Genomic DNA, 18104 nt, shown 5'->3' with positions numbered 1-18104 from the left:
AGCTCAGCTATTAAACAATAGCTTGTATTTTCTCACTTACTCCTCTTTCACTACTCTTTGTGCAATAGACTTTTAAGTGGCTTTATTACCTGGCAAAAATAAAAAAGCGCGATATAAATATCGCGCTCTTAAATCGGCTTTTAACTAGATCAAATGAGTTTATTCGCTTTCATTTTCCATAAAGCGCTGTAACTGATCTTTTAAGTTTGGTGGAATGCCTTTAATAACCAGTGTATCGGTCGCTTCATTGTAAGTTACGCGCTCACCTAAATGTTTACGCTCAAAACTAACACTAACACCACCCCCTAAACCCGAAAACTTAACCATACTGGTCACCGTTTTTTTATCGACCGGGAAAGAGTCTTCTAAGTCGTAACTTTGTTCTTTGCAAAAGTTATCAAACGGACTGTCGTCACCTTTGGTTAGCGTAGCCGAGAGCTCAGTAACGCTTGCATCTTCACCCGTGGTCACACAATCGTTACAGTAGTCAAATACTTGCTTACGTAATTCGTCTTTTTCTGATTTATCGAATGATTGCTCCGATAAATAGTCTTCAACGGCATTAAGCATCACTTGGCTTTGCTGTTTAGGGTCTATGCCCTCTTCACAACCTAAAAAGTCTAAGAAAAAGTCTGCTACTTTTCGCCCTGCTCGACCTTTAATAAAAGAGATATAGCGATTGTCGTCAGCTTGAGTATCCCACGCGGTTAAATCGATACGTGCAGCTAGTTGCATGCGCGATATATCTAAGTGGCGCGACGCTGCTAAATCAAGTTCAGAGGTCATGCTGTAGTGCTCTTTAATATTGATCATAGCTATTAGCATGTAATCAGTAGCCACATACTGATAATGACAAAATACTAAGTAGCCTGTTTCGCTAAAGGCATATTTATCTAACTCTTCTTTTAAAACAGTGGATGCCTGCTCGGTCATGTGCCAAAAGCCTAACTCGTCATTACGATAGCTTTGCATTGCCGAGGCTACAACACTGTTTTTATCGCCACTAAATGCACAGTAACCTTTACCTGGCTTTGAGTTGTATGCATGATGAAGTTGTTCGATAAAAACAGCGACTTTATCGTTTATCACCATTTCATCGTTTCGTAGGTGAATTTGCGTATCGTCGTCTTTTTTGTCTACATAATGAACGACTAATTTTTTAACGTCTGTTGTCATCTTTGTTTTTCACGCCTCTGGTGTTAAAATACGAGAATATAACTCTTTTATTGAACCAACTGATGCCAATCTTATCAAAATACTCTAATGAAGAAGTAGAACAAATCGTCGATCAGCTCATTGATGTGCTAACGCAACACAATGCGCCGGTTGATTTAAGCCTTATGTGTTTAGGAAATTCTATCACGCATATCCTAAAAGAGCATGTACCTGCAGGGAAAAGACAAGCCGTAACTGAGAACTTTGCAAAAGCACTTGCTCAGTCGGTTAAATAAATTATATGAATTTATCGCAGCACAATCAGTTTTCGTCAAAAGCGAGTCAGTTATTAAGTTGGGGCCACTGGTTCACTTTTGCAAATATTGGTTTAGCGCTTTTTATTAGCCTAAGCTTTTTATTTGCAGATTCACCGCCAACTAGCTTTATAGGTATTACCTATATGTTAGTGACGTGGTTAAGCCATACGAGCTTTATCGCTTTTTTAGCATTTGTGCTGACGGTATTTCCTTTAAGCTTAGTGTTTCCCTACCCTCGACATATTCGAGGTATGGCTGCCGTTATTGCTACGCTTGGGGCGTCTATTTTAACGCTTGATGCGTATGTATACGTTAATTTGGGCTATCATTTAAGCTCTTCTGCGCTACCGGAAATCATTTCCTTACTGTGGCATCGTCTAACTAGCTCGCCTGCCCTTACTACCTTGTTAGCCGGGGGGATTGTTTTACTCATTTTAGGCTTCCAGTTAGTTGTAAGTAACTATACATGGCAGCACTTAGCGCGTTTAAAACAACTTAAGTTTGCCCGTTTTGCCAGCTCTTTTTTAGTGTTGTGTTTTGCACTTAGCCACAGTATTCACATTTGGGCAGATGCAAATTTAAAGTTTGATATAACGAAGCAAGATAACGTTTTACCGCTGTCGTACCCTACGACCGCTAAAAGTTTATTAGCAAAAAATGATTTGCTCGACATTGAAAGCTATAAACAAGCTCACAATGTAAGAATTAATAACCAAAATATTAATTACCAAATACCTGCGCCAATGCAAAAATGTGAAGATTACACTGCGCAGCAAGTCGATATTTTTGTATTTGATACCAACGAGCAGTTAAAACGCTTTGTTGCCAAGCATAAAAACCTACATAAAACTGATCAGTTTTTACAGCCAACACACCATGGCGATAGCTTGTTTAGTTTAGTGTATGGCTTACCTTCTTTTTATAAAATGGCTATTTTATCAGAGCAAACCTTGCCCGCGTGGCAAAGTCAGCGCAGAAGCATAGAGCTTGCTGGAATTGAAAAGCTAAACTTTATAAACGATCAAGCGCATTCAAACAGCGCAATTAAAATCATTAAAGGTGAAGATAATCCGTCTCCTCGCAGTGACGACACCCATATTTTTGCGTTTAGCTTAGCTAATAATAGCTCGGAAGTAGTTACATCATCGGTGTTATACAGCTCAGATAAGCGAATAGCCAAGGTAGATGGACTTATTCAACCCAGTGATATTATTGCAACCAGTGTAGGCCAATACTTAAACTGTAAGTCTGTGGTTAAACAAACCATGCTAGGTGAAAACCTGTATAAGAAAAAAACGGACACTGGCGTTAATTACTCGCAAGGCGTAGTTATTGCTTACAAAAAAGATAGAATTACGCTAATAGATTCAGACGGTAACTATAAAAATATATCTGCCGCTGAAGGTTTTTCTATTGAGCAAAGCCTCGATATCCCGTTTTTAGTACAAAGTATTAAAAAGCTAAAAACCTACACACAATAGCCCTATCCCTTAACCTAGCTTGCTATAACACCAAGCTAGGTTATATTTACTAAATCATAGTAAACGCTCAGGGATGAACTTAATGCAAAAACACACACTTTTTTTATGCGCAGTAATGGTATGCCCACTTTCTCTGCATGCGCAAAATGCCACAACTTACTATAAATGCGTGACAAAAAACGGCACTATCTTTTCGCAATTCCCTTGTAACGATAACGCTACCTCCTACACAATAAATACTGTATCGGGAATTAATACTGCACCAGCGCAAGACTACACAAAAGAGCTAAACGCATTAGAGCGCGAACGGATTGTGCTTGACCTGCAAGCAGAGCTGAGAAGTAATACTAATAAATTAGCGATTATAAAACGTAAAAAAGACCGCGCAGAGTACAACCAACAACAGCGCCTCAATCGTATTTTAGATGACGAGGACAAAAAGTTAATTAGCAAAGATATTACCAATCAATTAAAAATAATAAATAAAGATCATAAAAAGCAAACCACCGAAATTGAAAAGCGCATTAAAAAGTTAGAGAAAAAAATAGCTTCCTACCAATAACTTAGCTTTTGCCATCACACTCAATTATGCTTTAAGCTAAAAGTATAAAAACTGAGAATATTTATCTTGGTTTTAAACTTAAAATAACATAACCTTAACAACTATAGAGTTAAAGCTCTAACGTGTATAACACTACAGCACCACTAACATTTATAAATGCTGTACTAAAATCGTTATATACACTTTTTTAAGGAGTGTTTATGCAGCCACGCCACATAGCTGAATTAATTTTAACGGGTTTTAAAAAGCATTATCAGCTGTTTCAAAAAACCACCGCCCAAGCCCCGCTTGCCTTTGCAAAGCGCGATTGGCAGCAAATTAATGAAATTAGTAAACTGCGTATTAGTTACTACGATGACAGAGTAAACGAGACCACTAAAGCATTAAAACAAGCACAGTTAACTGAGCAATTAAATGAGCAGCTTTGGCTTGAAGTAAAAATACTGTACCAACGCTTTTTATGCTTTCATCCTCAAGCTGAACTTGCCGAAACATTTTATAACTCAGTATTTTGCCGTTTGTACCACAGACGCTATTTTCATAACGACTTTATATTTGTACAAGCCACATTAAAAGATGCCCCAGCCATTCCTGTTGAGGCAGAGTACCGCAGCTACTTTCCAGTGGTTGATGGTTTAAAGCCCACAATAAAGCGCATTATTGAGCATTTTGATTTTAAAGCCCCGTTTGTAAATTTAGAGCGGGATATACGTTTGCTGGTAAAGGCATTTTACAAACAAGCACCCGACACTCACCACCAGCCTTGGCAAATGCGCTTTGATATTTTGCACGCGCCTTTTTATCGTAATAAAGCTGCTTACATAGTCGGCCGAGTGGTCTCTCAAAGCGGTGTACAGCCTTTTATTATTGCGGTACTACACCATGAAGATAAAGGCTTATACCTCGATGCGCTATTAACCAAATCATCGCAAATGCGGGTGATTTTTGGCTTTGCACGGGCTTATTTTATGGTTGAAACCCATGCGCCCTCAGCCATGGTGCGTTTCTTAAATCAACTTATGCCTAATAAAACACTCGCTGAGCTTTATAATGCCATTGGGTTTCATAAACAAGGTAAGACTGAGTTTTACCGTGAATTTTTACATCACTTGTCTCACTCAGACGATAACTTTATTATAGCGCCAGGCACACCAGGCATGGTGATGATGGTATTTACGCTGCCCTCTTTTGGCTATGTATTTAAAGTAATTAAAGATAAGTTTGGCGAAAGCAAACCGTTTGGCCGTGATACCGTGCTTAAACGCTATCAACTGGTAAAAAGCCATGATCGGGTTGGTCGCATGGCCGACACCATAGAATACTCTAACGTCGTATTTCCTTTGGCACGCTTTGATCGTAATTTACTGGCGCAGCTACATAAAACCATTGGCTCATCTATGGTAATTGAAGGCCCGTGGCTTATTATCAAGCATTTATATATTGAAAGGCGCATGACACCGCTTAATTTATTTTTAGAAAACGCCAGCGAAGAAAGTGCTGCCGATGCAATAGAAGAGTACGGCCAAGCACTTAAAGAAATGATTGCGGTAAATATATTCCCAGGAGATATGCTGCTTAAAAACTTTGGTGTAAGCAAACACAAGCGCATTATTTTTTACGACTACGATGAGGTTCAATACTTAACAAATATGAACTTTAGGGCCTTACCTAAGGCCAAAAGCTATGATGATTACTTAACTGATGAACAAAGCTACTCGGTTGCGCCGCAAGATGTTTTTCCTGAGCAACTTTGTACCTTTGTTATGCCAAACCCAAAGTACAAACAGTTTTTGCTCAGTACACACCCCGAGCTTGTTGATGTTAGTTTTTGGAAGCAAGCTCAGCAAAATATAAAAAAGGGTCATGTTAGTCACATATACCCATACCCGACAGCACAACGCTTTATTCATCACTGGTAAGCGTTAAAGGACACACAATGAACATAAGTAAAATAGATTTAAATTTGCTGGTTTACCTCGACACCCTATTACGTGAGTGTAACGTAACCCGCGCAGCTAACCAGTTAAGTATTACTCAACCAGCCATGAGTAACGGCCTTAAGCGTTTAAGAAACTTGTTTAACGATCCAATTTTGGTACGTACCAGTGAAGGTATGGTCCCCACAGAGCGTGCTATAGAGCTGCAACCGGTTATTCGCGGTATATTAATGACCCTAGAAGAAACTCTCGCACCTAATCGCGAATTTGAAGCCAGCCAAAGTAAACGTGTATTTAGAATAATGGCCAGTGACTATGCAGCCAGTACATTAGCGCCAAAGCTTTTAAGTAAACTTCATGAAGAAGCGCCCGATACAACCTTAGATATACTTACGCCTAGTGATGTAACGTTTCATGATGTTGAAAATGGTAAAGTGGATATGGCAATTAACCGCTTTGAAAACCTTCCGCAATCTTTTCATCATAAACGTATATGGAAAGACAGCTTTTGCTGCTTAGTAAAAGCCGACAACCCAATTATTGAAAACTTTAGCCTAGACAGCTATTTAAAAGCCCGCCACATATGGGTAAGTAAAACCGGCTTTGGGGTTGGCGTAGGAATGGACCCTAAAGATGTACAAAAGCTAGGTTGGGTAGATGAAGCACTTGCCCATTTTGGTAAACACCGAAATATTGCTACGTTTACCCGTAATTACCACGTAGCCATTCATTTAGCAAAAGAGCAAAATTTAGTGGCGACCTTACCTTCAAAGGCTGCCAATATTTACTTAGATGATGCAGGCCTTAAAATTTTAGAGCCGCCATTTCCTATTCCGCCTTTTGAACTAGATATGATTTGGAGTCCTTTACTGCATCGTGATGCAAGTCATATTTGGTTACGCCAAAAAGTAGCCGAAGTGGCGGATGAGCTTAAATAACCTTATTACAAAAGCCATGTAAAATTTGCGAGGCTATTTTATTTTAAATAGCCTTGCAGCTTGCTGAATAAATACATAATCAATAATTACAATAGCTTAAAAATTAAAATGAAATTGGAATGGCCTTTGCTTTAGTTACTATGAAACTTAAATTCATGTAAAGAGAGGTCATTATGAATACCCATCAAGGAACAGAAGCAACTCATATTACTGACATCATCCAAGTAATGAACAGTGGCATTGATTTTTATCAAAAAGCGCAAGAGAAAGTTGAAGACCCAGCCATTGGCGCATTATTTCAACGCATGATTGACGCACGAAAAGTAAGTGTTGAGCGCTTGCAACCTTATGCTGTTAACGAAAAAGGTGAGCGTGAAGACGGCTCTTCTTTTGCTGTAGAAGCACGCAGAGCTTACACAGCCCTACTCACTTCGTTTAGTTCTCATAACGATAAAACATACGTTAAAGAGCTTGAAGAGGTAGAAGATAAAACACTTGAAGAAATTAAAGCAGCGATGGATAAACCACAGCCAGCCGACTGTGAAGCAGCCTTAGCGAAAACCTTGCTAACGATGCAAAGCTGCCACACCGAAATGAGTCGTATGCAAAAGCATTAATTTTCAATTGTATATATTTAAAACCCAGCCTAGCCGCTGGGTTTTTTATTATTACAAGGTTTAAGGCTATAAGCCAATAATTGCAACACCCAGTTTAAACCCTGCTATGTATAGCCAAGTCCAAAATGCCACATTTAGTATTATCAAAGCCATACAGGGGTTAAACCAATCCGTTATAATGTTTAATTAAGCGAATTGGTATAATTTAACGCTGAGGTAAGGCGCAACACAATAAAATCGCGGTTGAGAAATAAATACTAAAAAGGCTAAATACAAAAAAAGGGCCTTACGGCCCTTTGAACTTAAATAACATAAGGGAGTGTTATTTATTAAAAACGGTATTCTGCGCCTACATAGTAATAAGCACCATTAAAGCCAAATGGCGCTGAACGGCGAGAGTATTCAAATACCCCATCGCTGCTTACAATCGTATTGCCATTTGAATCTACAATTGTGCCCGAGCGTGAGTTACCAATGGTGTTTTTATCTGGGTACACGTCAAATAAGTTATTTGCACCAATATTTACAGATAAATCTTCAGTCACGAAGTAATTAACTTTAACGTCAGTTAAAATTTCTGCACCGTAGGTTTGGCGTCCGCCATCTTCTACTGTGTATTCACCAAAGCGGTTGAGTGAAAGGTTTACAGTCCAATCACCACGTTGGTAAAGCGCACTTAAGTTGATGCGATCTTCTGGTTGCCACTCTTCAATAATTGAAATTTCTTGATCAGAGAAAACATCTTCAACCGGTACGGTTTCAAGCCCTGAGCCCGATGGCGTAAATAACGATACCACCTCAGTTTCAGTAAAGTTAGCTGCTAAAGTAAAATCAAGCGTGCCACCTAATCCCTCGGTATTCCAAGTAGCTACAAAATCAATACCCGAAGTTTCGGTATCTGCACCATTTAAGAAAAACTGGCCTGCACCTGCGCCTGAGCTGATTAATGCAGCATCTAGGCTTGAAGAAAGCCCTTTGCCTAAACGATTACTAATTACTATGCGGTCGTCAATATCAATTGAGTAGTAATCTACAGTAACATTAATGTTATCCGTTACGTTGTAGACAATACCTAAGCTGCGGTTTTGCGATTTTTCTTCTTTAAGCTTTGGAATACCTAAACTTTGTGCAAGGGTTGAATCGTTTCTGAATGTACCTACTTCTTCAGCAACTAATGAGCCGTCTTCAGCCACAACAAATTGTGTGCTGATATTGTTAAAATACAATTGCTGCATTGATGGCGCTCTAAAGCCAGAGCTTAATGCACCACGCAGTGACACATCATCAGTAATTGCCCAGTTACCCGCAAGCTTAAAGTTTACCGTGTCGCCAAAGCCTTTGTAATTATCGTAACGCAGTGCGCCTGATAAAATGACATCTTCAATTAGGTAGGTTTCTGCATCAAGGTAAAACGAAATTACATCGCGTGACTCATCAACCGATGATGCCGGCGAAGAACCACCAAAACCTTGCGTACCGCCAGAGGCATCTTCAGAGCCTACACCGCCACTTAAACCACTATAAATACTTACCCCATCAAGGGTGTCGTAATCACGATAAGCATATTCGCTACCCTCTAAAATACGGTATTCATCGGTACGAATTTCTGCACCCATAGCCAGTGAGTAGTCATCAAAGTTTTGCGTAAAATCTATATTAATGGTTTGCAGTGATAACTCCATGCCATAGGCATAGGCTTCACGTGGAATAGTACTGCGAATATCAGCGGCACTTAAACCTTGCTCGTAACGTAAAAAGTTAGCGTACGAGGCATTAATTGTGTCACTTGTTGTGTAATCAATGCTGTTTTCACCGTAGGTGTACGATACATCTAAACTTGCATCGTTATCAAAATCGGTTTTGTAACCAAAGTTGTAAGAAATATCATCAATTGTGGTATTAATTTTAGGTAAAAAGCCTAACGGGATAGTTGCATCGTTATCTTGCAAAACAGGGTTACCGCCCGCATTCGCATTATGACGGAAAAACGCTGCTGATTCGTTATCGCGCGTTGAATAAGTAATAAAGCCATACAGCTCACCATCACCTAACTCATATCCTGTATTAACGGTTAAGCCAAATTGTTGTGAGTCGGCATCACCAATACGAAAAGTGTCTCTGTCGGCGGTCAATTCACGCGGATCGCCTGCCAGTAAAGTACCGTCGCTAAGCTCTGTACAGCCATAAAACTGACACGAGCCGTGCAAACCTGCGCGGTTAGTAGGCGAGCGGTCGCGGTAATTAAGTGTTGCATTTAAGTAGCCGCTATCACCTAGGGCAAACCCTTTATTAAAATCAACGTTTACTGTTTCGCCATCACCCTCTGAGTATTGGCCGTAATTAACCGCTGCTTTGCCGCCTTCGCTACCATCTTTTAGTACAATATTAATTACACCGGCAATTGCATCTGAGCCGTATTGCGCTGCTGCGCCGTCTCGTAAAACTTCTATACGTTTAATAGCTGAGGCTGGAATAGCATTCATATCGGTACCTGCGGTACCACGCCCTACTGAGGTATTGATATGAATAATACTTGCCTGATGGCGGCGCTTACCATTAATAAGCACAAGTGTTTGGTCAGGCCCTAAACCACGCAGTGTTGCAGGTCGTAAGGCGTCAGTGCCGTCACTGATTGACGAGCTTGAAAAGTTAAATGAAGGTGCAATAGATTGCAACATACGGCCAACTTCGGTTTGGCCTGTGTTTTCAAGTGCTTCAGCACTTAAAATATCAACGGGTACGGGTAAATCTTCTACTGAGCGCCCTGCTACGCGGCTACCTACAATAGCAATTTTTTCTATTTTCTCTTGTGCAACATCCTCTGCTGCATTCACACCGTGTGAATTTGCTGCAAGCAATGCTGGTAATACAGCTGCACTAACCCCTGAAAGCTTCATCATGTTGTTATCTTTCCTATTGATTTGTTTGAGTTTTATACTCAGTAAACCATTTTGTTCAACAACCGCATCGAGCTCAGTCCCACTTAATAATGCTTGCAGTGCATCTAATTGGGTATAAAAACCATAAACCGAATTTGCTTGGTAATTTTTTGCCAACTCATAAGAAAACACCACGGTTTGCTCTGTTTGTTTAGCAAATTCTATTAAGGCTTTGTCTGCTCGCTGCGCTTGTATATCAAATTGCACCATTTGCCCAGTGGTCTGTGTTGCCCCTTGCACACTCAAGCTAAAAATAGCCGGAGCAAGTACACTTAAACCACTAAATAAATGCGTTTGGTTACTGCGCAATTTATATAAACAGCTGACAAACAAAATTCCTCTATAGTTTTTTATCTTTTTTTTAAACTTTTTTTTACTAATAACATTTAAAGATGCAACTTCACCTAACATTTGTTTGATATGCATAACATTTCTTATGATTTAGTTTGCTGTGTTAGGCTCACCATATGTTCACCTAAACGCTCATGCTCAATTGCAAAGTTAGTCTGTAAACTCTCAAGTAGCCCCTCAACATCGCCAGCTTTAAATACACCCGCCACTTTTATATTGGCAAGCTCATCGCTTGAAAGCTCAAAACGCGTAGAGGTGTAACGGCTCACTTCATTTAATGCATCGCTTAAATGCTCGCCATTAAAAATTAACATGCCATTTTGCCACGCTAAATCACGCTGTACGTCATCCACAGAAAGCTGCGTGATAGGTTTAGTAATGCTTTGCTCTATAATTGCTTTTTCGCCAGAAATAACAATATTGGCATTGATTTTACGTACTTTTTTAGCGTTATTATCAGCCAGTTGGTAGTCTTTAAAATCGTTGGCACTTACAGCAACACTTGGGTCGGTGATCATCACTTTACCTTCGGTTACAACCAGCTCTAAATCAGAAGAGGTATTGCGTTGTACATTAAATACAGTACCAAGTGCCGTAAAGCTCTTATCGCCAGCCATCACACTAAATGGGCGCGATGCATCTTTTGCTACATTAAAACGCCCTTCACCCTTGCTCAGTAATAACTGACGACGCCCTTTGCTATAAGCTACCTCTAATAGGCTATTCGTGTTTAATTGCACTATGGTGCCGTCGGGTAAAACATACGTGGCTTGTTCGCCCACCTTCGTTGTATAAATTTTGGTGTAATTTATTTTAGCCAGCTCTTCGTTGTAGCCGTTTTCAAGGTTAATTAATAAGTAACTACACACCATTAATGCTGCAAATAAGCTCGCGGCAATGGCACTAGAAAACGCCCATCTTTTTTTCTGGGGTTGTTTTACACTTCTATGCGGAAATAAACTGCTTAACTCGTTTAATACGGCCAATTCATCCCATAGCTGCGCAAGTTCGTAGACGGCATCTTGATGGGCGGTACTTTGCATCATCCACAGTTTAAATTGCTCTTTTTCAATTTCGCTTAAGCCCCTATCAATTGCGCTGATCCATTGGCAGGCTTTTTCTAAAATTAAATCTTTTGATGTGAATTGATGAACATTACTCATTTTGCTGCCCTCTCAATTGATAGAGCCGAATTACAAGCAGAATTATGTGCCGCAGATTGGTTATGATTTTGTTCATGTTCTTTCATGTATAACATGGTTTGTAATAAACCTTTGGCAATGTGTTTTTCTACTGTGCTTTCACTTAATTGCATGTGCTGGGCGATTTCTTTTTGGCTCATACCGTACACTTTTTTAAATATAAAACATTTACGGATAGAAGAATTTAGTTGATCCGTTGCTCTGCAAAAAAGTAAAAAACGCTCTTTTGAGGTGTACTCATCCTCAAGTTGTGAGGATTTAAGCAGCGGGGGTAATTCTGCGTCGTGCTCTAACGAGTCATTAAACTTGTTATCCCACTTGGCTATATGATTAAGCGCTAAGTGCTTTGCAGTTTTAAGCATGTAACTGCGTCTAAACTGAATATCTTGTTTTAAATCAGCTTCGTAGCTTTTAATAAAGGTTTCTTGCACAATGTCTTCTACGTCATCGGGCTGTACAATACGCGACACAAAGCGTTTTAACTGCTTAGTGATATCAACAAACGTTGATGTCATATTTACTTTGGTAGTCATCCTTAACATAGGCCTATTGTTATTTTTATTACCGATAGATTACGAGTTTTTGGCATAAAAACAAGCGCAAATGTTAATTTAGCGTTGTTTAGGTAGGTTTTGAGTAAACAGGAGATCAAATGAGTAAATTATTAGATTACATAAGGCTCAGTTTTTTTGCAGCAGGTTTACTATTAGGGGTACAAATACCAGCCTTTGTAAGCGACTTTGGGCACGCTTTAGATGCACATTTAATTGAAGCGAATAACGCATTAGCCCCGTTTAAAAAAGATGCTCAAAACTACTTTAACAACGATTTAAACAAGTTAATTGCCCATTATGAAAATATTGGGGATGATATTGTGGGTAAGGGGGCTACCCATATTAAAAACCTCAATAATCGCCAGCACTCTTTACAAGTGGCAGTTAATAACTTTAACCAATCGCCCTATTTATTTACTTTAACCAGCGACTTTCTCACTATTAAAAAGCAAGTATGGCAACGCTTTGAAGGGCAAATAGTGTTAAAAAAAGACTCCATAATAGCAGCGCTTGTTAGCGCCATTATTATTGCTATTTTTGCTGAGTTTATTGGCTTTGTAACCTTATTCATTATTAAGCGCGGGTATTACCGCTTATTCATAGCTGGCAAATAAAGACTTCATAAACTCATAAAACACCTCGGTTTTACGGGTTGTTAAGCTATTTTGAGGCCGTAAAAACCACACCGGCGCGTCGCTTTGGGCCATTACATTGGGCATCACCTCTACTAAGTTTCCGGCACTTAGCTCATCGTTAATCGCTATTTTAGATTTAATGGCTATGCCATGTCCGGCAAGCGCTGCTTGCGTCATGTTATCGGAATTAGAAATAGTAAAGCGCGTTTTGGCATTAAAGGTGTGTATTTTATTATTTTCATCATACAGTTTTAACTGCCTTTGCCAGGGCAAACACACCCAATAGTGCGTGCTCAGTTCGCTAAGTGTGCAAGGCATACCATGCTTTTTTATATAACTTGGCGCTGCACATAAAATACGGGAGTTGTTGACAATTTTACGAGAGAGCAGGCCAGAATCGGTTAATTGCCCTACTCTAATTGCCACATCTTGTGCATCATCGACCACATTGACAAAATGATCAGTAATTAAAAAGTCGAGCTTTAGTTGCGGATATTGGGTTTCAAACTCGGTCAACTTAGGCATAACATACTTTGAAAAAACCCACGGTGGCATAGTCACACGCAATAACCCGCTCACTGAAGAGCTTCGTGCGCCAATGCTGTGCTCTGCATCGTGCAAGGCTTCTATAATAGCCCCTACACGATGATAAAATAGCTCACCGGCGGGCGATAACCTCACTCGTCTGCTGTCTCTAAACACTAACACGGTTGAAAGCTCGCGCTCGAGCTTGCTTAGCCTGTGGCTTACTGTTGCCGGCGACAAACGTTGCTCACGCGCAGCTGCAAGCACCCCTTTATTTTCTACGACGGCAATAAATGTTTCTAGGTCACTTAAATTATACATACATTTGGCTAGGCAGTTTTTAATGTTTAATATTTTCGAATGAAGCTTTCAGTTTTGCAATATATATTTAAATAACTAAAACACCCATAATCGCCATATAGTTATATTCGAGATTTAATAATGAGTTTAAAATCACAGATTGATGCCTATAACGTGCAAAAAGAAGCGCAGCTACCTGGCGATGTATTAGCCCTTATGGCGCAGACAAATGAAGAGCTCATTGCTCAGCATATAAAAGATAATGCGCTACAGGTAGGCGCTAAAGTAAGCAATTTCAGCTTAAACAATCATAGCGCTGAGCAAGTTGAGCTCGCTGATTTATTAAATAATGGCCCGGTAATAATTAGCTTTTATCGTGGTAACTGGTGTCCATATTGTAATTTAGAGCTAAAAGCACTTAACGATCACTTACCAGAATTTAAAACACACAATGCGCAGTTAGTTGCGATATCACCACAATTACCCGACGAAACGTTATCTAGCGCACAAAAGAATGCCCTTGAATTCGATGTGCTTTCAGATATTAATAACAAGGTGGCCGAGCAATTTGGTTTACTGTTTACTTTAGACGAGCGTATTGTGGCGCTTTATAGCCAGTTTGGAATTGATTTTGAAAAGTACTACGGCAATAAAAGTTATAAATTACCTTTACCTGCAACCTATGTAATTAACCAAAAAGGCATAATTACGTATGCCTTTTTAAACGAAGACTATACCCTACGCGCAGAGCCTACTGATGTATTGGCCGCCCTTGAATCGGAGCAACACTAATGTCTATTTTAAAATCGTTAAAAACCCTTACCCTATCACTACTTGTTGGTTCTAGCCTTGCCTCTGGCTACGCTATGGCTGAGGAGCCACAGGCACAAGTGAAACCTAAAGTACTTATTTTTGATGTAAACGAAACCTTGTTAGATTTAACCTCCATGCGCACCTCTATTGGTAAAGCGCTTGGCGGGCGTGAGGATTTATTACCGCTTTGGTTTTCGACCATGTTGCATCATTCACTCGTTGATACCGTAAGTGGCAATTATCACGATTTTGGTCAAATTGGCGTTGCGTCGCTGCGCATGGTTGCCAAAAATAACAACATAGCCATTACGAATGAACAAGCAAAAACAGCCATTGTCACCCCGCTTTTAACCCTACCTCCTCACAAAGATGTGAAAGAAGGACTGGCAAAACTCAAAGCACAGGGCTATAAGTTAGTAAGTCTGACAAATTCTTCAAACAAAGGTGTTAAAGCCCAGTTTGAGAGCGCTGGATTAATGTCGTTCTTTGATGCGCGTTACAGCATTGAAGATATTAAAATTTATAAACCAGACTTACGTGCCTATGAGTGGGTGTTAACAAAATTAAATGTAAAAGCAAATGAAGCAATGATGGTAGCGGCGCACGGTTGGGATGTAGCAGGTGCTAAAGAAGCCGGGTTACAAACAACCTTTATCGCCCGCCCAGGTAAAACACTTTACCCACTGGCAAAAAAACCAGACCACGTTGTGAAAGATTTACATGAATTAGCCGCTCTACTTAAATAAGCACTCCCAGCGCTAATTAATCAATACCCAAGCGGCCGATGTTAGGATGACATTGGCCGCTTTTTTATTAGGGCGTGTTGATTTTTGATAGTTGAATTTGCAGCAGTGTGGTTGGTTTTTAGGCAAGGCAGAGCCTATCAAGTGTAGTTATTCCATATAAATAGGCGAAACGCAGGAGCAGTTATCGAGCCCACGAGGTTACAAACCTCTCGCCGCAATTTAACCGCCCCTAGATTGAACAAATTTCAATCCGCAAAGTTCAACACACCCTAATTAACATTCTTAAAAACTGGCTTATAAACAAACCATTTAGCATTTTTATCTGCTAGCAATTTACTCCCCACAACGCTACTATTTAATGAATACGCAGTGGAGATAATTATGAACAGTCAAAGATTAAGCGAATTTGAAGAATACTTTCAAATAAATGAAAGCATTCGAGTAAACTTATTTGCTGTAGAAAATCAGTTAGTGCCGCAATCTCAACTCGCGCTTGAAGACGACATACCTCCTCTATTTAAGCTAGCTAACGAAGTCAGTGAGCTTGAACAGGCCTCTTTAAGACCCCTTAGAAACCTAGGCGATTTAGCACAAGAGCTGGCGGCTTTTTTACAAGCACAGTCGCGTAAAATCGATTTAATAATGAGCCACATTTTAGCATCAGAGCAAGCTCAAGATAACGCCATACAGTGCGATAGCTACGGCGGAGGCGGTATTCGCTTTACTTCGCCTGATGTATACGCAATAGGCCAAGCATTTAGAACAAAGCTATTTTTGCACCACGAAGCCTCAGCCGTTTACTGCTATACAGAAGTTGTGGCCGTTGAAAAACAAGACAGCGATCACTACCAATACACATTACTGTTTACTGCAATAAGAACCACAGACCAAGAATTAGTTGTCAGAGCCAGCTTACATGCACAAACACGCCAGCTAAAAAAACGCCAAGAACTCGAGCAAATTGACGATGATTCTAGCAGCGATAAATAGCTGACATATGCATGTAAAATGCTAAACTAGCGCCACCCTAATTTGTATCAAAACTTCATGAACTTTAGACTTTTACCTGAATGGGCTGAGCAAGACGCCGTTATGCTTACCTGGCCCCATGCACAGACCGACTGGGCTGATACGCTTGAACGCGTAGAGCCTGTTTATGTTGAGCTTGCAACGCATATCACAGCCGTGCAGCAGCTTGTTATTGTTGCCCATAACACGGCACTTAAAAGCCACATTACTGCCTTGCTAACAAAAGCGAATATAAACTTAAGCCACGTGCACTTTGTTGTTACACCAACAAACGATACTTGGGCTCGGGATCACGGCCCTATTACCTGCGCAAATATTGACGACGCTCGCCAACTTAAAATTTACGACTTTATCTTTAATGGCTGGGGTAATAAGTTCGAAAGTGCCCTCGATAATAAAATTAACGCCGTACTGGTAAACCAGCTAAGTAATCCAAACACTGATTACCAAGCCCTAAATGTGGTACTTGAAGGTGGCGGCATTGAAATTAACGAACACGGTGTGTTGCTTACAACCAGCGAATGTTTACTGAATAAAAACCGCAACCCCGATTTATCATCAGGCGATATAGAGTCAATTTTAACAACGCATTTAGGCGCAACTGACTTTTTATGGGTAGATCATGGCTACCTAGCCGGTGACGATACCGACAGCCATATCGACACACTGGTCCGTTTTGCCCCCAATAATACACTTGTGTATGTTAAGTGCGATGCTAAAGAAGATGAGCACTTTAACGCATTAGATGCGATGGAAAAACAGCTGCAAAACTTTAAAACGCAAAATAATACCCCATATACGTTAATTGATTTGCCGTGGCCAAAACCTGTGTTTGATGATGACAACACCCGTTTACCGGCAACGTACGCAAACTACTTGATTATCAATAATACGGTTTTAGTCCCGACGTATAACGATGACAACGACGCACTGGCGCTAGCGCAAGTTCAAAAAGCGTACCCAGCGCACACTATTATTGGCGTTAATTGCCTACCTATTATTGAACAATTTGGTAGTTTACATTGCATTACCATGCAATTACCTCGTGGATTTTTAGCTGGAGCAGCACAATGACAAGCCCTGCAAAATTAACCGTTGCCTTAGTGCAACAAACTAACAGTGATAACGCCTGCCAAAATATGGCAAAGTCGATTGCTGGCATTCGTGATGCTGCTAAGCAAGGCGCACAGCTTGTGGTTTTGCAAGAGCTGCATCGTAGTCTGTATTTTTGCCAAACAGAAGATGTTGATGTATTTGACCTAGCCGAAACAATTCCGGGTCCAAGCACAAATACACTGGGCGAGCTTGCTAAAGAGCTCGGCATCGTTATTGTGGCTTCACTGTTTGAAAAACGTGCCACTGGGCTTTATCACAATACCGCGGTGGTACTTGAAAAAGACGGCTCCATTGCGGGTAAATACCGTAAAATGCACATTCCTGATGACCCTGGCTTTTACGAAAAATTTTACTTTACCCCAGGTGATTTAGGCTTTGAGCCAATTCAAACCTCAGTGGGTAAATTAGGTGTTTTAGTATGCTGGGATCAATGGTTCCCTGAAGCGGCCCGTTTAATGGCGATGGCTGGCGCAGAGGTATTAATTTACCCAACTGCAATTGGCTGGGACCCACGTGATGATAACGCAGAGCAAACACGCCAAAAAGACGCGTGGGTAATAAGCCAACGTGCGCATGCGGTTGCGAACGGCGTCCCCGTTATTAGCTGTAACCGTGTAGGGCACGAAAACGACCCTAGCAGACAAAGCGAAGGTATACAATTTTGGGGTAACTCATTTATTGCAGGCCCTCAAGGTGAAATGCTCTCAGAGGCGAGCAATACCGATGAGCAAATTTTAGTAGTAGAACTTGATCAAAAAGCCTCTGAAAACGTAAGACGTATATGGCCGTACTTACGCGACCGCAGAATTGATCACTATCAAGACTTAACAAAAATTTACCGAGACTAAATAACTGCATGGCGTTTGTGAGCAAACGCCAACTAAAAA

The 18104-nt window shown here is 40.4% G+C and carries 17 protein-coding genes; 12 read left to right on the top strand and 5 right to left on the bottom strand.

The genetic code is table 11. From position 1 onward, the window contains the following. Positions 1 to 159 precede the first annotated feature (159 nt). The gene (yejK, locus tag MTF68_RS00495; RefSeq protein WP_248461321.1) at positions 160 to 1176 is read right to left on the bottom strand and encodes a nucleoid-associated protein YejK; all 1017 of its coding nucleotides are present in this window, start codon (positions 1174 to 1176) and stop codon (positions 160 to 162) included. Positions 1177 to 1238: 62 nt separating this feature from the next. Between yejK and MTF68_RS00490 the strand changes: the two genes are divergently transcribed. The 6 genes from MTF68_RS00490 (at position 1239) to MTF68_RS00465 (ending at position 7007) form a co-directional block, all read left to right on the top strand. Continuing rightward, complete coding sequence (locus tag MTF68_RS00490) at positions 1239 to 1451, top strand: DUF1414 domain-containing protein (protein WP_004588923.1); 213 nt, start codon at positions 1239 to 1241, stop codon at positions 1449 to 1451. Between the two features lie 5 nt (positions 1452 to 1456). Further along, the gene (locus MTF68_RS00485; RefSeq protein WP_121637321.1) at positions 1457 to 2953 is read left to right on the top strand and encodes a DUF3413 domain-containing protein; all 1497 of its coding nucleotides are present in this window, start codon (positions 1457 to 1459) and stop codon (positions 2951 to 2953) included. Positions 2954 to 3035: 82 nt separating this feature from the next. After that, on the top strand, positions 3036 to 3515 hold the full coding sequence (locus tag MTF68_RS00480) for a DUF4124 domain-containing protein (RefSeq protein ID WP_121638203.1): 480 nt from the start codon (positions 3036 to 3038) through the stop codon (positions 3513 to 3515). A gap of 200 nt (positions 3516 to 3715) precedes the next feature. Continuing rightward, the gene (gene aceK / locus MTF68_RS00475; RefSeq protein ID WP_248461320.1) at positions 3716 to 5434 is read left to right on the top strand and encodes a bifunctional isocitrate dehydrogenase kinase/phosphatase; all 1719 of its coding nucleotides are present in this window, start codon (positions 3716 to 3718) and stop codon (positions 5432 to 5434) included. A 17-nt stretch (positions 5435 to 5451) separates the two neighbouring features. Beyond that, on the top strand, positions 5452 to 6390 hold the full coding sequence (locus MTF68_RS00470) for a LysR family transcriptional regulator (protein ID WP_024032602.1): 939 nt from the start codon (positions 5452 to 5454) through the stop codon (positions 6388 to 6390). A 173-nt stretch (positions 6391 to 6563) separates the two neighbouring features. Beyond that, entirely contained in the window at positions 6564 to 7007 is a 444-nt protein-coding gene (locus MTF68_RS00465) for a PA2169 family four-helix-bundle protein (protein ID WP_004588918.1), read from the top strand. A 329-nt stretch (positions 7008 to 7336) separates the two neighbouring features. On the opposite strand, the gene MTF68_RS00460 is transcribed toward MTF68_RS00465, so the two are convergent. The 3 genes from MTF68_RS00460 to MTF68_RS00450 are packed head-to-tail and all read right to left on the bottom strand — an operon-like array spanning position 7337 to position 12032. Continuing rightward, positions 7337 to 10372: a TonB-dependent receptor gene (locus tag MTF68_RS00460; protein WP_248461319.1), complete on the bottom strand. Its 3036-nt coding sequence runs from the start codon at positions 10370 to 10372 to the stop codon at positions 7337 to 7339. 8 nt (positions 10373 to 10380) lie between these two features. Then, positions 10381 to 11460 (bottom strand): FecR domain-containing protein, encoded by a 1080-nt coding sequence (locus MTF68_RS00455; protein ID WP_004588916.1) that lies wholly within the window; start codon positions 11458 to 11460, stop codon positions 10381 to 10383. Continuing rightward, entirely contained in the window at positions 11457 to 12032 is a 576-nt protein-coding gene (locus tag MTF68_RS00450; RefSeq protein ID WP_004588915.1) for an RNA polymerase sigma factor, read from the bottom strand. Before MTF68_RS00450 ends, MTF68_RS00455 begins: the two co-directional genes overlap by 4 nt. A gap of 119 nt (positions 12033 to 12151) precedes the next feature. Between MTF68_RS00450 and MTF68_RS00445 the strand changes: the two genes are divergently transcribed. Continuing rightward, positions 12152 to 12667 (top strand): DUF2937 family protein, encoded by a 516-nt coding sequence (locus tag MTF68_RS00445; RefSeq protein WP_054982352.1) that lies wholly within the window; start codon positions 12152 to 12154, stop codon positions 12665 to 12667. Here the strand turns inward: MTF68_RS00445 and MTF68_RS00440 are convergent. Further along, positions 12647 to 13534, bottom strand: a complete 888-nt coding sequence (locus tag MTF68_RS00440; RefSeq protein WP_024032599.1) for a LysR family transcriptional regulator — start codon at positions 13532 to 13534, stop codon at positions 12647 to 12649. The two genes, MTF68_RS00445 and MTF68_RS00440, sit on opposite strands and share 21 nt — an antisense overlap. A 120-nt stretch (positions 13535 to 13654) precedes the next feature. Between MTF68_RS00440 and MTF68_RS00435 the strand changes: the two genes are divergently transcribed. From MTF68_RS00435 to MTF68_RS00415, 5 genes are all read left to right on the top strand, one after another. Further along, a complete protein-coding gene (locus MTF68_RS00435) occupies positions 13655 to 14305 on the top strand; it encodes a peroxiredoxin-like family protein (RefSeq protein ID WP_248461317.1) in 651 nt (216 codons plus the stop codon). Beyond that, a complete protein-coding gene (locus MTF68_RS00430; RefSeq protein WP_248461316.1) occupies positions 14305 to 15072 on the top strand; it encodes a haloacid dehalogenase type II in 768 nt (255 codons plus the stop codon). The genes MTF68_RS00435 and MTF68_RS00430 overlap by 1 nt, the downstream gene beginning before the upstream one ends. Positions 15073 to 15453: 381 nt before the next feature. Further along, a complete protein-coding gene (locus MTF68_RS00425; RefSeq protein ID WP_248461315.1) occupies positions 15454 to 16062 on the top strand; it encodes a PilZ domain-containing protein in 609 nt (202 codons plus the stop codon). Between the two features lie 57 nt (positions 16063 to 16119). Continuing rightward, positions 16120 to 17175 carry an agmatine deiminase family protein gene (locus MTF68_RS00420; RefSeq protein ID WP_248451151.1) on the top strand — a complete coding sequence of 352 codons (1056 nt, stop codon included), beginning with the start codon at positions 16120 to 16122 and terminating at the stop codon, positions 17173 to 17175. Then, positions 17172 to 18065 carry a carbon-nitrogen hydrolase gene (locus tag MTF68_RS00415; protein WP_248461314.1) on the top strand — a complete coding sequence of 298 codons (894 nt, stop codon included), beginning with the start codon at positions 17172 to 17174 and terminating at the stop codon, positions 18063 to 18065. The genes MTF68_RS00420 and MTF68_RS00415 overlap by 4 nt, the downstream gene beginning before the upstream one ends. Positions 18066 to 18104: the final 39 nt, after the last annotated feature.

Source organism: Pseudoalteromonas sp. 2CM37A (assembly GCF_023161885.1).
In the GTDB taxonomy this organism is placed as follows: Bacteria; Pseudomonadota; Gammaproteobacteria; order Enterobacterales; family Alteromonadaceae; genus Pseudoalteromonas; species Pseudoalteromonas atlantica.
Note: the sequence above shows the minus strand (reverse complement) of the source record. Positions and strands in the feature narration are given on the sequence as shown.

Bases quoted from the DNA above. Each gene is read 5' to 3' on its own strand.
- yejK (WP_248461321.1), bottom strand. From the start codon at position 1,176: ATGACAACAGACGTTAAAAAATTAGTCGTTCATTATGTAGACAAAAAA.
- MTF68_RS00490 (WP_004588923.1), top strand. From the start codon at position 1,239: ATGCCAATCTTATCAAAATACTCTAATGAAGAAGTAGAACAAATCGTC.
- MTF68_RS00485 (WP_121637321.1), top strand. From the start codon at position 1,457: ATGAATTTATCGCAGCACAATCAGTTTTCGTCAAAAGCGAGTCAGTTA.
- MTF68_RS00480 (WP_121638203.1), top strand. From the start codon at position 3,036: ATGCAAAAACACACACTTTTTTTATGCGCAGTAATGGTATGCCCACTT.
- aceK (WP_248461320.1), top strand. From the start codon at position 3,716: ATGCAGCCACGCCACATAGCTGAATTAATTTTAACGGGTTTTAAAAAG.
- MTF68_RS00470 (WP_024032602.1), top strand. From the start codon at position 5,452: ATGAACATAAGTAAAATAGATTTAAATTTGCTGGTTTACCTCGACACC.
- MTF68_RS00465 (WP_004588918.1), top strand. From the start codon at position 6,564: ATGAATACCCATCAAGGAACAGAAGCAACTCATATTACTGACATCATC.
- MTF68_RS00460 (WP_248461319.1), bottom strand. From the start codon at position 10,372: ATGCATATCAAACAAATGTTAGGTGAAGTTGCATCTTTAAATGTTATT.
- MTF68_RS00455 (WP_004588916.1), bottom strand. From the start codon at position 11,460: ATGAGTAATGTTCATCAATTCACATCAAAAGATTTAATTTTAGAAAAA.
- MTF68_RS00450 (WP_004588915.1), bottom strand. From the start codon at position 12,032: ATGACTACCAAAGTAAATATGACATCAACGTTTGTTGATATCACTAAG.
- MTF68_RS00445 (WP_054982352.1), top strand. From the start codon at position 12,152: ATGAGTAAATTATTAGATTACATAAGGCTCAGTTTTTTTGCAGCAGGT.
- MTF68_RS00440 (WP_024032599.1), bottom strand. From the start codon at position 13,534: ATGTATAATTTAAGTGACCTAGAAACATTTATTGCCGTCGTAGAAAAT.
- MTF68_RS00435 (WP_248461317.1), top strand. From the start codon at position 13,655: ATGAGTTTAAAATCACAGATTGATGCCTATAACGTGCAAAAAGAAGCG.
- MTF68_RS00430 (WP_248461316.1), top strand. From the start codon at position 14,305: ATGTCTATTTTAAAATCGTTAAAAACCCTTACCCTATCACTACTTGTT.
- MTF68_RS00425 (WP_248461315.1), top strand. From the start codon at position 15,454: ATGAACAGTCAAAGATTAAGCGAATTTGAAGAATACTTTCAAATAAAT.
- MTF68_RS00420 (WP_248451151.1), top strand. From the start codon at position 16,120: ATGAACTTTAGACTTTTACCTGAATGGGCTGAGCAAGACGCCGTTATG.
- MTF68_RS00415 (WP_248461314.1), top strand. From the start codon at position 17,172: ATGACAAGCCCTGCAAAATTAACCGTTGCCTTAGTGCAACAAACTAAC.